The organism is Sphingomonas sp. RB1R13 (genome assembly GCF_036663775.1).
GTDB lineage: Bacteria > Pseudomonadota > Alphaproteobacteria > Sphingomonadales > Sphingomonadaceae > Sphingomicrobium.
Map to the genome: position 1 here is coordinate 617771 of NZ_JAXOJM010000003.1, position 13830 is coordinate 631600.

Sequence of the window (13830 nt, forward strand, 5' to 3'; positions counted from 1 at the left end):
CCGAGCTATATAAAGGAAGAGACGGCGACTTGTATGGCCCGACTTCGACAAAGTGGAATGAAGCAGTTTGCCGTCCGTCAAACATGACGTCTCTCGTCTGCAGCTCGAATAGCGCATTCCCCGGCGACGCCGATGAGTTTTCAGTTAACAACCCTCAATATCGACAACCGGCCGGTAAGGATGTTGGCGCGAAATGGTTGTTGCGGCGAGCTACCATTATTGCACCCGCCCCATACAGAAATTAGACTCGCAGCAACCGCGAGCGGGTTCTTTTGGCCGAACCATTGCCGAAGGCGATGTCCGTTTGTCTTTTTGCCATTGCAGTGTATCTAATTGCGGTCAAGAATACCGGATGAGGTTTGCGGGATGACACACGACCCTTGCGTGACGTTCATTTGACAGTGCTTGCGCTTAAGGTGAACGTTTTACGCCGCCATCTGCTGATCATTACGCTCGCGCTGACGGCATTATGCTCCTCTCCAGCGACTGCAAGGACGAAGTGGAGCACGGGCGAGGCCGACCGCTGGTACGCCGCGCAGCCGTGGTTGATTGGATCGAACTATATTCCTGCCAACGCAATTAATCAGCTCGAGATGTGGCAGGCCGACAGCTTTGCTCCCACTACGATTGATCGCGAACTTGGCTGGGCAGAAGACCTCGGCATGAATACCATGCGCGTGTTCCTGCACGATCAGTTGTGGCATCAGGACCAGGAGGGATTCGCTGACAGAATCGACCGTTTCTTGGTGATTGCGGCGCGCCATCATATCCGGCCAATGTTTGTACTTTTTGACAGTTGTTGGGATCCTAACCCGCGGCTTGGGCCGCAGCATCCACCCATTCCGGGCGTGCATAACTCTGGCTGGGTCCAGTCCCCCGGACCAGAAGCGCTCGCCGACCCGGCTCAGGGTTCGCGGCTCGAGGGCTATATCAAGGGCGTTGTCCACCGCTTTGCTCGCGACAACCGCATCTTGGCCTGGGACGTATGGAACGAGCCAGACTGCCTCGCCGACACTTATCCGGGCCAAGCAAGCAACAAGGAAGCTCTCGTCGCCGCGCTGTTGCCGAGCGTGTTCGACTGGGCGAGATCTGCCAATCCAACGCAGCCAATAACAAGTGGGATCGCAGGTGGTGACAACTGGACTCCGTCGGCCAAGCTTAGCGTCATTCAGTCAACTCAACTATCGCAGTCAGACTTGATCACTTTTCACGAGTATGGCTGGCCGGAAAGTTTCGCAACGCGCATCGTCCAGCTGCGCGGCTATGGTCGACCAATCATTGCCACCGAGTATATGGCACGCGGCGCGGGATCGACGTTTGATGGGATCCTTCCGATTGCAAAACGCGCCGGGGTCGGGGTCTACAACTGGGGATTCGTCGATGGGAAGACCCAGACGCGTCTGCCATGGGATAGTTGGAAGAGGCCGTACACCATGGAAGAGCCAATGCTTTGGTTTCACGACGTACTGCACAGAGATGGCACGCCCTACCGTCAGGCTGAAGCCGCGCTAATCAAGCGCATCGCCGGCGCGCCGAAATTGATCGTTCCAGAAATGGCTCAATGAACATTGGTTCAATGAATGCCTTTACCACTTTGTCCCGCCTAACTTTTGGCTCTGTTAGCCTTCCCAGGTGGAGGATATGGATTGACGGCATCGACGCCCCTAGGGCGGACCACTGTTGATTGAAGATGTAGTGCGAGTGACCGTCGGGTACACAAGATGTTCGATCGCTTTGCGCAGGTAGGCAAAGGAGAAGTCACGTTACCGACAACAAGCTGCGCAGCCGCGCCCGGTTCGGTAATCCGGACAATATTGTCATGACTGCGCTCTATCTGGAGCGCTACCTTAATTTTGGTCTCAGTCTCGAGGAGCTGCAATCGGGTCGGCCAATCATTGGAATCGCCCAGACCGGCTCGGACCTGTCGCCGTGCAACCGCCACCACCTTGTCCTGGCCGAGCGGGTCCGCGAGGGGGGCGCAATTCTTGAAGGCTCGGATCGGTATCAGCGCATTGCGCAGACCCACGGAATTCCGCGTGACAATCATTGAGGTGGGGGACAGAAGCCGAACGAAAATATTGTGTTCCATCGAATCTAATACTGCGGCGGCCGTGAGAGTAAGTGGAGGTTGAGCAGCTTCAATTAACATGGCAACTTTGCCGTGGTGCGCTGGTTTACTGACAACCAATTGCGATTTTTCGATGTTGACTCAGCCTCCCCCAAAAGAGGAAGGTCGTAAATGTCCTTTTCGGCCTACATTATCTGCGCGACCCCGCGTTCTGGCAGCACGCTCTTGTGTGACTTACTGACGGCAAGCGGCATCGCGGGGCGACCGAACTCATATTTTCGATCTCAAGATATAAGTTATTGGGCTGGCTTGTGGGGTGTCGACGACCCGACCACGGATTTTGATCCGACGTTCAATTTGGCATATTTGGCGGCGATGAAAAGGGCGGGCTTGGCCGGAACCGGCATTTTCGGCCTCCGGCTTATGTGGCAGGCCGTCAGCGATACCGAGAAACGGCTCAATGCAGCTTTCGGTAAAACAGCTGATGTCGCGACCCTCTTAGAACTAGCGTTTGGGCCGACACTTTTCATCCATCTGTCTCGGCGAGACAAGGACGCTCAGGCTGTCTCTCTGGTACGAGCCGAACAGACAGGACTTTGGCATGTCGCCACCGATGGATCGGAGCGTGAGCGAACCACGCCTCCCCACGCGCCGTTTTTTAATGCGGTCCAAATCAACCGGTCGCGGGACAGGCTTATAACCGACGACGAAAATTGGTCTTCGTTTTTCGATCAGCGTGGTTTTGAACCTCTACGAATCTTCTATGAAGATCTTGCGGATAAACCCCAGGCAACACTCGCTGGCGTTTTATCAAGTCTTGGCCGCGACGCGAATATTTCATCAACTATCAATCCTTCAACGGCGAAAATGGCCGACCACACAAGCTTTCTTTGGAAGCAGCGAATTAGTTGAAATGAGTGGCTTGTGCAGGCTCGTCACTGGAGCCGTCCGGCGATACCTTCGTACCATTTCGAGCCGTTGACCTCACTGGTGACGAGTGCCCAAGGCAGTCGGCCCAAACCGCTTCAAGAGCGAACTTCAAAGACATTCTGTGCGCTGCTCGAAAGCGGTCGTGGCAGTTTAACCGCTGAACGACGTGAAATGGGCCTCAAGCGGTCAGTGGGTTGTGTGGACCACAACACGACTTTCGACCATTCGTCTCGGCACTCTTAAATCTAGCCCGATTTCTTTCCTCAAAATGCGGCGAGTGCTCTAAGCTCACGCTTGCCACACCGAGGATTACGATGGATTCCGAGACGAGCACAGACGGACGCCGCTCCGGCGGCTTGACTGGATCAGTGACCGACCGTGGCGCCACGCTCAACTATAGCGAGCTTGAGCGGCGCACCTTCGCGATCATCTCGCATCCGGACGCTGGCAAGACCACGCTAACCGAAGGCCTGCTCCAGGCCGCCGGCGCCATCCACGAGGCCGGCGAGGTTCGGGCACGAGGGGACCGTCGCCGTGCGCGCTCGGACTGGATGAAGATCGAGCAGCAGAGAGGCATTTCGGTCACCAGCTCGGTCATGACCTTCCAGCGCGGGCCAATTCTGTTCAACCTGCTCGACACACCGGGTCACCAGGACTTTTCAGAAGACACTTACAGAACGCTCACAGCAGTCGATTGCGCGATCATGGTAATTGACGCGGCGAAGGGCATCGAGGCTCAGACCCGCAAGCTCTTCGAAGTTTGCCGACTGCGCAACGTGCCCATCATCACCTTCATCAACAAGGTGGACCGCGAAGGTTTGAGCCCCTTTGCCCTGCTTGATGAAATCGCGGACAAGCTCCAACTCGATGTCAGCCCACAAAACTGGCCAACCGGGATCGGCGGCCTGTTCCACGGCCTCTACGATTTGGGCACGAACGAGCTGTTAGTTGCTGACAGGTCGGACGGCCTCGCCACCGGCCAGACAATCAGTTGCTCCGGCCCGGATGACCCTGCAATCGCCGATGTCATTCCGCGCGATGCGGCGAAAAGCCTCGACGAGAATGGAGGACTTGCGCTTGCGGCCTATCCTGCGTTCGACCTGACGGCCTTTCGCCACGGCGACCTCACTCCCGTTTTCTTCGGAAGCGCGCTGAAGAGTTTCGGGATCGAGCAGCTACTCGACGGTCTTTCCGAACACGGACCACCGCCACAGCCGCAACCCGCCCGCCCGGCGCCGGTGGAGCCAAACGAGACGCGGCTGACGGGCTTCGTTTTCAAGGTTCAAGCCAACATGGACCCCAACCACCGCGATCGCGTAGCCTTCGTTCGAATCTGCTCGGGTAAGCTGCTGCGCGGCATGAAGGTCACGAACAGCAGGATCGGCAAAACGATGACGATCCATAATCCGATCACTTTCTTCGCACGCGATCGTGAACTGACTGAGGGTGCGGTCGCCGGTGACATCGTCGGTATTCCGAACCACGGGACGTTGCGCGTCGGCGACTCGCTGACGGAAAAAGGCGACGTAACGTTCACCGGGCTGCCCGACTTCGCGCCTGAGATCCTCCGCCGAATTCGCTTGGGTGACCCCATGAAGGTCAAGCAGATGCGGCGCGGTTTGTCTGACCTTGCCGAGGAAGGGATAATCCGGCTGTTCAAGCCCGCTACTGGCGGCGCGTGGATCGTGGGCGTCATCGGCGAGCTGCAACTCGACGTGCTGACGACGCGAATGGAGCAGGAGTATGGCGCGGCGGTGGAATTCGAGGCCGCGCCGTTCGAGGTGGCGCGCTGGGTGCGCTCCGCGGACGCTGGATTGTTGAAGCGCCTGATCGATGCGCATCAAGCGCAGTCAGCAACGGACCAGGACGGCGCGCCAGTGCTGCTGATGCGCAACGCATGGGAGTTCGACCGGCTGGTCAAGGAATGGCCGGCGGTCGAGTTTGCGGCGGTGCGCGAGCGAAGCTAAAATACGGACGTCGCTAGGGCGATTGGCGTGGACGACCGCGTTCGCCGATCGCCTGAGCCCAACACCCCCGCAGTAACGGCTGTACGTGGGCCGAAGGCGGACGGGCAGCTTTCAGGCGAGATCTAGCGATAAGCTGCCCTAGTTCACCCGGAGCGGATTGCAGTTTCGAGCATTGCATCGGCTAACGCCTAATTCGCCGCTCTGGTCTCTATCCTCTATTGCTTCCAATGACCGCCAAGCCGCTGTTGGGCGCGCTCGTCCAACACTAGAAAGGGACGGACCAACGGTCGCGGTGCAGTCGGTCGAATGCCGCGCCAGTCCGTGGTCTCGTCGTAGGCCTACCTGGTCAACCAGCGAATGAGGTCCGGAGACATCGCGACAAGGACGGCAGTCTTGTACTCACTTTTGATCTGCAACGCCTTCGCCATTTCAAGTTCTTTCGGCGATTCCGTTGGTGCCAACGAACTAGGTCAGGGCGCGGGCAATTTCCATTGTCTCGCAATCAAGGAACAGGCTGAGGTGTCCTATCAAAGCAGGCAACGTCAAACGATCTGGTGCGAGGACAATTAATTACGGCCCGGCATCGACAGCGATTATCGCATCCTCGAGCGTCATGATCTCGACGTTGCGTGCCATGCCCCGATCCCACTTGATCTTCGGAGCGCCCACTCTCGCATTGTGGAGTAGGATCGCGCGTGTCGCCTGCACCTCGCCGCACCCATGCTCGAAATAGCTTTTCATTTTCTTGTTTCGGCCCAGCGTGATCTCGATGGCCCAGCTTTCGCGAGTCTGGGGCCAGTCGAGGATCAGATCAATTTCGCCATCGGGTGCGGTCCAATACGATGCGCGTGCCCGGACGCCTGCAGCGCGCGTGAGACAACTGATGGCGAAACCCTCCCAGCTCAGATCGCGCCGGCGATCCCACAACGCGTCTCGATACCGCAGCGACCGCCGATCCCAGTCGCGGAGCTCGGCCTCCGGAAAACCGAGGAGATGATGCAAGACCCCTGAATCCGTGAGGTAGACAAAGCCTGGCCAAGGCGATGATTCACCGGCGGCGACCAAGGCGCGAGGCGGAAGATGACATCGCGCTGCTCGCCCGTCTGACGGAGGCGATCGAAAGCATCGCGCCGAAGGCGGCTCTGCTGAAAGATCGCTGTCTCCTCGCGTCCATTCTGGAGCGCGAACCATTGCCAGGGATCGCTCGCCAGCGGCGAGTGTTTAGGCAAATCGGGGCGAAGCGGCAGCAGTTCGTCGGTGTTTTCAGCACGCCAAACATCGCTTGCGGGCCCACTCGGTGCCAGCAGGCTCCGCGCGAAACGGCCCCTATGCCACATCATATCGAGGTCGAACGAAGCAGCGTGGTCGGCCGCCATGGTCTGGTCCGGGTTAAAGTCCGTCAGCGTGATGGCATCGAGCCGCCGTATGCCATGATGCGCCTCAATCAAGCGCAGGTCGGACTCATCGAGCATCAGCGGGTCAGATCGAGGACAAACATGCGGAGGTTTTGCTGGTCGGGGGCAGTTAGGGCCTCGCCAAGCGCGATCCGGAGCGCTTCGGGGGTTTCGGGACTTTCGACACCCGCAGGCGGCTTCTGGAGCCTTTTTCGGCCTTTTTGAGCTCCGAACCAGTAAACGAGGTAAATGCCGTGGCCTGCGGCCAGATGGTCGACCGCTTGCTGCCCGCGGAGCTGCCAGTCGGCGGCGGTCCACAGGTCGGCGTTCCACTGTCCCTTAGCCTCAATCGGCATGCGCAGATTGCCAACGGAGCACGCGATATCGACCTCGCGATCGCTTCCGACATGCACCTCAGGATCGAACCTGATGCCCGGTGCTTCGAGGGCGAGCAAATTCGCGAGGTGGTCGGAACAGTCCTCCTCACCCTTAGGCGTGACTCGGTCGTCGCGGTAGAAGCCGCGCCAGCAGTCAGTCGGGTCACTGCGCACGCGCGCCTGCACTCGCTCGAGCGCAGCCAACACATCGGCCTGCAGCGTGGCGCAGGTTGCGGGCGGCGCACCGGCGAGGGCGTTGGCGATGTCGGCAATGGTCGGCGGCGTGTAGGCCAGCTCGGCGCGCTTTGCTTCCTGTTCGGTCGCGACACGGCGGAGGCAATCAGTATAGCCATCGTTTGCCGCATCGCGCAGTTCCGTGACGAGAGCCGTGGCTTCGTCACTCGGGTCGTCGCCGAGATGACCGATGAGGCGCGTTACATACTCGCTGGCGTCCCAAGCATTCTGATCGCCGCTGCGCACGCCACTTGGATGATGGCGGTTGGGCCATGCCGCACGGGAAGCGCGGACGATCCAAGCCGCCAGCTGCGGCGGCAGCGCGACGGGGGCTTCATCGCGGTGCCGTTGGCCGCCGAGGCGATTGCGAATGGACCAGATTAGGTTTGGATCGCGCCCTATAACTCCGTCGAGCAACCCACTGGCGCGCTCAAAGTCGGTCCAAAGCGCGACCGCCTGCCAGTTTTGGCGGCTGCGCTCGTCACGACTTTCGTCGCCCATTCTTTCCGCCGCGGCGGTGCGAAGCCTGTCCTTGTCGTGTGCACGAACCAGGCAGTCGATCAACTCTTCCTCAACGTCGGCCGTCATCTGTGAGAAGTTGCCCAGCCACTCGGCTGCAAGTTTTGCCGCGAGGCCGACGTGCGCCTTCTCGCGCATCAAGCCGTACAGCCCTGATATGTGCGCGCGCCGCTCGCGCAGATGCGGCTCGATCAGGAGCCTAGCGTAGGCCTCGTAAGCGTCGCGATCCTTGAGTTCGGCCTCAAGCGCGTCACCGAGCGCCTTCGCTTCCTCAGACCGGGCCAGCCCGTGTTCGATTTGCAGCATCGCCGCGATCAACCGTTCGTCGGGGAGGTCGTCGAACCCCTTGCCTGTCCGCATCCGCTCCATCAGTGCGGCGACCAACACCCAAGCAAGTGGCCAATATCGGCTTTCCGCCCAGCTGTCGGCGATCTGCCCTGCGGTCAGCGAAGGCGGCTCGCGAGTTAGAAACGCCTCGAACCCGGCAAGCGCGTCGGCCTGCAAGTCGTTGCCGAGCCAAAGGCCGATCCGCTCATGCGGCGGTCCGTCCTTCGACAAGTCGCTGAATTGGCCGAGATAGGCCTGCGCTGGCTGGTTGCCGATATCCCCGGTCAGAAGTTTGTCGCGATTGGCAAGAAAGGAGGCGCGGTGTTCAGCGTCTCGAACAGCATCCTTCGCCTTGCGCTTCAGTTGTCGTTCGCGATCTCGCAGTTCCCACTCTCGCGGCTGCGGCGTTGCGAGATCGTCAATCCAACGCAGCATGTCTGGGCGGTTGGCGACGAAGCGCTTGGCTGCTGCGCGCGCCTCCGCACCTTTGGCACCGTCGTGGTGAATCATCGTTAGCAAGTCGCGCCAGCGGTCGTCGGACGCGTCCAGACCGTCGAGGAGTGTGGCCAAGTCACTCGAGTCGAGCGCCGCCCCGGGCAGCGGCTCGAGCAATTGCCACTGACGCCGCCCTAAGTCCTTGTCGCTTTGCAACTCGAATAGGACATAACGTTGGATCGCCCGCCGCTCGGCATCATGCCCCTTGAGCCACTCTGCGACCTCGTCACGCTTCAACCGCGAATAGCCGCGATCGCCTTGAAACGGCCGCAGCCAATGCCACAGAGCCGCGGGATTGGCGAGCGGGCGTTGGTCGGTGAGCGCAAGCCGACGAACGATCAGTCCGCCGACCAGCGTTTTAAGGTCGAACGCGTCGATCATCATCGAGTGATTATCGGCATAGGGTTCGAGATAAGCCGCAAACTCGTCGAGCACCCCATCGAGTCGCTCGTCGGGGAGCTTATGCTCAATGTAAGAGAGCGTGCCTACCGTGCGGCGTTCGTCGGTTTCTCTCGGCAGCGCGCTAATGGTGATGCCATCATAAGCTAGAACCAGCTCGACGACCTGGCGGTCGCTGATCCTCTCGAACGCGACGTCGTCGAGCAGGTCGACCGCTAGGCGGCAGGCATCTTCCGTGGCTTGAAGGCGCAATATCTCGAGAAGTGCGGCCCAGTCGTTCAGACCGCCGTGAACCGCGAGCGCTTTCCCCGCTGCGGCGCGGATCGCAAATTCCTGATCCTCATTGAGGAGCATGTCGCGCAGATCGCCACAACGCTGCTTCACGACCTGCGGACCGCTAAGCTGTCGCGCTATCACAACGCGCAGTGCGAACGGGTATCGCCAGCCTCCATCAACTTCGGTGCGTTGGGTTAAGATACGCCAGGAGTCGTCGAGCAATGCGCCCTTGACCAGCGATCCCGCGCGCGGACTCCATCCGGCGTTGAACATAGGATTGCGTTCGACTAGCGCGCTAAGCGCCTCGAGCAGTACGCGTCCCTGCCCTTCCGGCAGATCGTCGGCGTCGCCATACTCGATCACACCTGCCGGGTCGATCCGGATTACGTCACTCGCCAAGCGGGGGTCGGTCGCGAGCCAGGCGTGAAGGCCGCGCAGGTTCGCGGGCACGATGCCGTTCGATCGCAGCATCGCGAGCAAGCGCGCCTGCTTCGGCGGTGTGTCGGCCCGCTTCGCGAGCCAACGTGCGCCGAGATATTCGCCGATGCGCTTGTGCTGAAACGTCCGGCGACCGGCGGGGCCGATGCACAGGCGACTCGCGAGCGCGGCCTCGAGATGCTCGCCTCCCGACAGCATCGTAACCTCGGCTCGGGGCAGATCGCCCGGATTTACCTTGTGGCGTGGCGCGTTGGACAGCGTCGCCGAGCCTGTCAGGATCAGAGCGGCGAAGCCCATGCCGAGTGCGTCGAGTACCGCCTCCTTGCCAAGTTTCTGCAGCGGCAGGTCAGGACGCCGGTCGCTGTGCTCAAACCAAGCAAGGTCGACATAGCGCGCGAAGAGCGCCGACGCCGTCTCGGGCATCGACTCGTCACGCGCGAGGTCGCCGAGCATCCCGAGCGTCTGCGGGTTTCCCAGCCATTCGGCCAGCCCACGCTGCCGAAAGTGCCAGATGACTTCTGCGGCGCGATTCGCGTCTTTGAGATAAGCTGAAAGAAATGCACGCGCATCGTCATCGGTCAGTGGCGCGAGCTCGGTCTCGACGGGCGCTTCGCCATATTGCTCGCGGATCGCCTCGCGCATCGTCGCCGCGTGCCATTCGGACGATCGGCACGACAGAATGAAGCGCGGATAGTTGAGATCACGAAGTGCGCGCAGGACGAGATCGACGGCATCCCCCTCGGCCTTTGCGGCAACTTCATCGAGCGCATCGATTACGAGCACCCCGTCGTTGCCGAGTAAGTGCTGCGGAACACCATTGATGAGCTGACGAGCGGTACAGCGCGTAAAGGCCTCGGCGTCCCCTAGCCATTCGGTTAGCCGCGTCTTGCCCCCGCCCGCTTCGCCGAGCAGAATGAAATTACCCGGCAGATCGAGAAGCAGTTCGTGCCCGACATCTCGGATCTCGCTATCGACGGCGTAATGAAGCCTGCGGGGGATGAAGACCTGCATTCCTCCTTTTGCCCAATTGAAGGGTTTCCGAAAGGAAATCTTGTTTGGGCGTTCGAGCATGTAGGGGTTCGCTATACCGCAGTGGAGGTGCCAGCCGAGCTGGCGAGAAGATATTCAGGCTGAGCTAGCTCATTCGACGTCCGCTTTCAGGCCCTCGGGTGCGGAGCAGCAACGACCGGAATTGGGCGCCTAACGGACCTTTGCCAGTACCTCCTGAGCACTCCACTGGATCGGCAGTTCGCCGTCCAACAGCCGACGGGCGGTCAGCCCGCGAGGCTGGCGTCCCTCGACGATTGCCGTGGCGAGGTCCGGCGACAGCCATGACAGCCTGATCAGCTTGGCAATGCGATGGCGGCAGCGACCCTGCTCGGCTGCGATCTCCCGGAGTGAACGATCCGGGGCGGCCAGCACCATGTCGCGCGTGGCCCGCGCTTCCGCGAGCAGCGCCACGAGCCTGTTGTCCCGGCTGATGGAGTTCGCGGCAGGGTCCGTCATCACCAGCCGCGTCGCCTTGCCTTCGCGAACCTTGGACGCACCGGTGACCAGCTGCAGCGGCAGGTCGGTGTCCGGTCGTTTTAGCTCAAGCATGCGGGCAAGGGCCGCCTGATCCACGTGGATGCACAGCTGGTCAGCCGTGATTGTTACGCCGATGAGCAGCTTGGCAAGGACCGATCGCTGGCCAAGGGGTGTTTCAAGCAGCTCGGCAATGCGACCGGCACCATCGACAAGCGAACGCAGGGCTGACGCGGGCGAGGCGGGCTCGGCCAGCGTCGCCACTTCGCGATAGTCACGGAAGTAGCGCACCAGCCGATCGGTGACCGCAGCTTCGACATCTGGAGCCGGCATGCGCCATGCCGGCGGTTCCCCGGTCCGAAGTTCAGCGGAATGGGTTACATAGTAGCGATAGCGCTTGCCGGCCTTGACCGCATGGCTCGGCGACATGCGCCGCCCATGTCCATCGCGAATGATGCCAGCGAGCAGACTGGTGTGGTCGCTGTTGCGGGTTCGGCCCCGGCTGACGCGATTGTTGGCGATCAGCTGCTGGACTTGGGTCCACAGTTCGGGATCAATGATGGCGTGGTGTTCGCCTTCATGCTCCACACCCTTGTGCGCGACCCTGCCGATGTAGATCGGGTTGCCAAGAATGTGGAACAGCATGCCGCGGTGGAACGGGATGCCGCCAACCACGCGAGTTCCTTGCTGCCGCAGCTTGGTCCGGTAACCATCGGCGCGCAGCTCCTCGATCAGCTCGCGGCCGGAGCCCAGCGCGACGTAGCGGGTGAAGATGTGTCTCACGGTCGCGGCATCGGCCTCGTTGATGAGCAGCTTGCGCTCATGAACATCGTAACCAACCGGCACCGGCCCGCCCATGAACATGCCCTTTTTCTTGGATGCAGCGATCTTGTCGCGGATCCGCTCGCCCGTGACCTCCCGCTCGAACTGGGCGAACGACAGCAGCACGTTGAGGGTCAGCCGCCCCATGCTGGTGGTGCTGTTGAGTGCTTGGGTCACCGATACGAACGACGCGCCGCGAGCATCAAGCACCTCGACGATGCGGGCGAAGTCGGCGAGCGCGCGAGTGAGACGGTCGACCTTGTAGACGACGATCACATCGACCTTGCCGCTTGCAATGTCGGCCATGAGCCGTTTTACAGCGGGCCGTTCCATGCTGCCGCCCGAGTAGCCGCCATCATCATAGCGTTCGGGGTTCTGCACCCAGCCTTCATGCCGCTGGCTAAGGATGTAGGCCGCACAGGCCTCGTGTTGCGCATCGAGACTGTTGAACTCCTGCTCGAGCCCTTCCTCGGTACTCTTGCGCGTGTAGATGGCGCAGCGGATGACCTTGCGCTCAGACATGCGTGCCGATCCCGAAGAACCGGGGACCGGACCAGGGTGTGCCGGTTACCTCTCGCGCAATCGCGGACAGCGAACGGTAGGTGCGGCCCTGCCACACCATGCCGCTCTGGGTCGCGACGACGTCGATTGTCCGGCCGTTCCACTCTCGCACCAGCCTCGTTCCCGCAGTGACCTCGGGTGCAGCCCGGCCGCCAGAGGCGATGACGCGGGCAACTTGCGGCGTCATCTTGCCGTAGGCACGCTCCTGCAGCCGATAGGCAATGCCGCGTCGAAGAAGATCGGGCGGCAGCCGAGGGGCCTGCGTGCGATAAACTTTGCGCCATTCTTCGCGAAGCGCCGCGTCGGGCATGGCGACCAAGGCTTCGAGCTCATCATCGATCCGGGCCATGATCATGCGGCCGAGACTGGCAACTGGTAGCAGGTGACATCGCCGCGCTTGCCGCGCTCAATGACATGCCCCTTCTTACGCAGACCCGTCAGCATCGCCCGGGTGCTTTGTGGCTGCCATCCAGTAGCATCGGCCAGTTCGGCAAGGGTGGCACCTTCCTCACGCCGCAGCAGGCCAAGAAAGGTGGCCGACTTGGACAGCACCTCGGAGGAATTAGGTGCATCAACCTGCTTCCCGGTCAGTTTAGAGGCAAGAGATGCTTTTGATGGCTGTGACATGTTCGTCATCCTGGTGTTTGCGGGATGCACGATTGCTTCCCCCACCAGTCAATGCCCGGCGGACTGCTCCTGCCAGGCCAAGTGCAGCCCTCACCGGGCGCTGCGTCCCACAAGTCGACTTCCGCTCCGTTGACGAAGGAAGTCCAGCCGATTCGCGCATCCGCCCGGCAGGAACAGACTTTTACCCGACGGTCTTGAAAGCTGGTACTGGACTGTGGCCGTTCAAGAGGGCTTGTCGCTCGGCATGGACGACGACACCGCGGATCTGATTCAGATGCTTTGCACGAGGGCAGGAATGATCATGGAAGATGCGAGCGCCGAGGCGCTTGTGATGCGGGCAGCTGATCCTCAAGCTGTATCCGCCAAGCTGGAGCGGCTCGCTCAGGCAGCAGGCGCGATCAGAGCGATTATAGCTGCGGCTCATGCTCTGAACCGCGCAGACTACGGCCGGTGAGCGCCCATAACCCCGCCACAGAATCTTCCTTCCCCATCCCGGTCACCGTCCAGCCGTGTCGGTTTGCTTATCGGCGAAGACGACCTTCACCCTGAAACGCTCGAGATAAATGCGGAGACAAAGGTGATAGCAATCGCGGGCGCGTCGACCAAGAACGACCGGTCCGGGTTCGTTCAAGCGATCATTTGCGGAGCAATTGCGGACGCATTGGATCGCGCTGCAGCCCATTTCCGAGCGCCTATCGAGATGCTCGCCGAGCCAACTGCCGATATCGTTCGTGAGTGGGCACTTCACCATGACGTACAGAGGATCATCGTCGCTCATGCGCCAGTCGGTCCGGGGTCCACAGCGCATGACACGCTGAGAGCGGCTTTGGCTGGAGATGATATTTCTCTCATAGTGTTGCGGCGGCCATGGG

At 60.9% G+C, this 13830-nt stretch carries 11 protein-coding genes and 1 pseudogene; 6 read left to right on the forward strand and 6 right to left on the reverse strand.

Annotated features, from left to right (window positions below; translation table 11 throughout):
• The first annotated feature begins 416 nt into the window (after positions 1-416).
• The 4 genes and pseudogenes from U1700_RS12445 to U1700_RS12460 all read left to right on the forward strand — a co-directional run bounded on the left by U1700_RS12445 (position 417) and on the right by U1700_RS12460 (position 4965).
• Positions 417-1565: a cellulase family glycosylhydrolase gene (locus U1700_RS12445; protein WP_332752973.1), complete on the forward strand. Its 1149-nt coding sequence runs from the start codon at positions 417-419 to the stop codon at positions 1563-1565.
• A gap of 212 nt (positions 1566-1777) precedes the next feature.
• A pseudogene (locus U1700_RS12450) lies at positions 1778-1975 on the forward strand (dihydroxy-acid dehydratase); the annotation flags it as partial.
• Between the two features lie 264 nt (positions 1976-2239).
• Positions 2240-2980 (forward strand): Stf0 family sulfotransferase, encoded by a 741-nt coding sequence (locus U1700_RS12455; RefSeq protein WP_332752974.1) that lies wholly within the window; start codon positions 2240-2242, stop codon positions 2978-2980.
• 386 nt (positions 2981-3366) lie between these two features.
• Positions 3367-4965, forward strand: a complete 1599-nt coding sequence (locus tag U1700_RS12460; RefSeq protein ID WP_332752975.1) for a peptide chain release factor 3 — start codon at positions 3367-3369, stop codon at positions 4963-4965.
• A 570-nt stretch (positions 4966-5535) separates the two neighbouring features.
• Here U1700_RS12460 and U1700_RS12465 read toward each other — a convergent pair.
• From U1700_RS12465 to U1700_RS12490, 6 genes are all read right to left on the reverse strand, one after another.
• Complete coding sequence (locus tag U1700_RS12465) at positions 5536-5706, reverse strand: hypothetical protein (protein ID WP_332752976.1); 171 nt, start codon at positions 5704-5706, stop codon at positions 5536-5538.
• Between the two features lie 161 nt (positions 5707-5867).
• Positions 5868-6437 (reverse strand): hypothetical protein, encoded by a 570-nt coding sequence (locus U1700_RS12470; RefSeq protein WP_332752977.1) that lies wholly within the window; start codon positions 6435-6437, stop codon positions 5868-5870.
• Complete coding sequence (locus U1700_RS12475) at positions 6437-10435, reverse strand: hypothetical protein (RefSeq protein WP_332752978.1); 3999 nt, start codon at positions 10433-10435, stop codon at positions 6437-6439. The genes U1700_RS12470 and U1700_RS12475 overlap by 1 nt, the downstream gene beginning before the upstream one ends.
• A gap of 189 nt (positions 10436-10624) precedes the next feature.
• A complete protein-coding gene (locus U1700_RS12480; RefSeq protein ID WP_332752979.1) occupies positions 10625-12292 on the reverse strand; it encodes a recombinase family protein in 1668 nt (555 codons plus the stop codon).
• Positions 12285-12680, reverse strand: a complete 396-nt coding sequence (locus tag U1700_RS12485) for a DUF2924 domain-containing protein (RefSeq protein WP_332752980.1) — start codon at positions 12678-12680, stop codon at positions 12285-12287. Before U1700_RS12485 ends, U1700_RS12480 begins: the two co-directional genes overlap by 8 nt.
• A gap of 2 nt (positions 12681-12682) precedes the next feature.
• On the reverse strand, positions 12683-12958 hold the full coding sequence (locus U1700_RS12490; RefSeq protein WP_332752981.1) for a DUF3489 domain-containing protein: 276 nt from the start codon (positions 12956-12958) through the stop codon (positions 12683-12685).
• Positions 12959-13202: 244 nt separating this feature from the next.
• On the opposite strand from U1700_RS12490, the gene U1700_RS12495 reads away from it, so the two are divergent.
• Both U1700_RS12495 and U1700_RS12500 read left to right on the forward strand, forming a co-directional pair.
• Positions 13203-13412: a hypothetical protein gene (locus U1700_RS12495; protein ID WP_332752982.1), complete on the forward strand. Its 210-nt coding sequence runs from the start codon at positions 13203-13205 to the stop codon at positions 13410-13412.
• Between the two features lie 63 nt (positions 13413-13475).
• On the forward strand, positions 13476-13830 hold a 355-nt coding region (locus U1700_RS12500; protein ID WP_332752983.1), incomplete at its 3' end, for a hypothetical protein.

Bases quoted from the DNA above. Each gene is read 5' to 3' on its own strand.
- U1700_RS12475 (WP_332752978.1), bottom strand. From the start codon at position 10,435: ATGCAGGTCTTCATCCCCCGCAGGCTTCATTACGCCGTCGATAGCGAG.
- U1700_RS12495 (WP_332752982.1), top strand. From the start codon at position 13,203: ATGGACGACGACACCGCGGATCTGATTCAGATGCTTTGCACGAGGGCA.
- U1700_RS12470 (WP_332752977.1), bottom strand. From the start codon at position 6,437: ATGCTCGATGAGTCCGACCTGCGCTTGATTGAGGCGCATCATGGCATA.
- U1700_RS12465 (WP_332752976.1), bottom strand. From the start codon at position 5,706: ATGAAAAGCTATTTCGAGCATGGGTGCGGCGAGGTGCAGGCGACACGC.
- U1700_RS12480 (WP_332752979.1), bottom strand. From the start codon at position 12,292: ATGTCTGAGCGCAAGGTCATCCGCTGCGCCATCTACACGCGCAAGAGT.
- U1700_RS12455 (WP_332752974.1), top strand. From the start codon at position 2,240: ATGTCCTTTTCGGCCTACATTATCTGCGCGACCCCGCGTTCTGGCAGC.
- U1700_RS12485 (WP_332752980.1), bottom strand. From the start codon at position 12,680: ATGGCCCGGATCGATGATGAGCTCGAAGCCTTGGTCGCCATGCCCGAC.
- U1700_RS12490 (WP_332752981.1), bottom strand. From the start codon at position 12,958: ATGTCACAGCCATCAAAAGCATCTCTTGCCTCTAAACTGACCGGGAAG.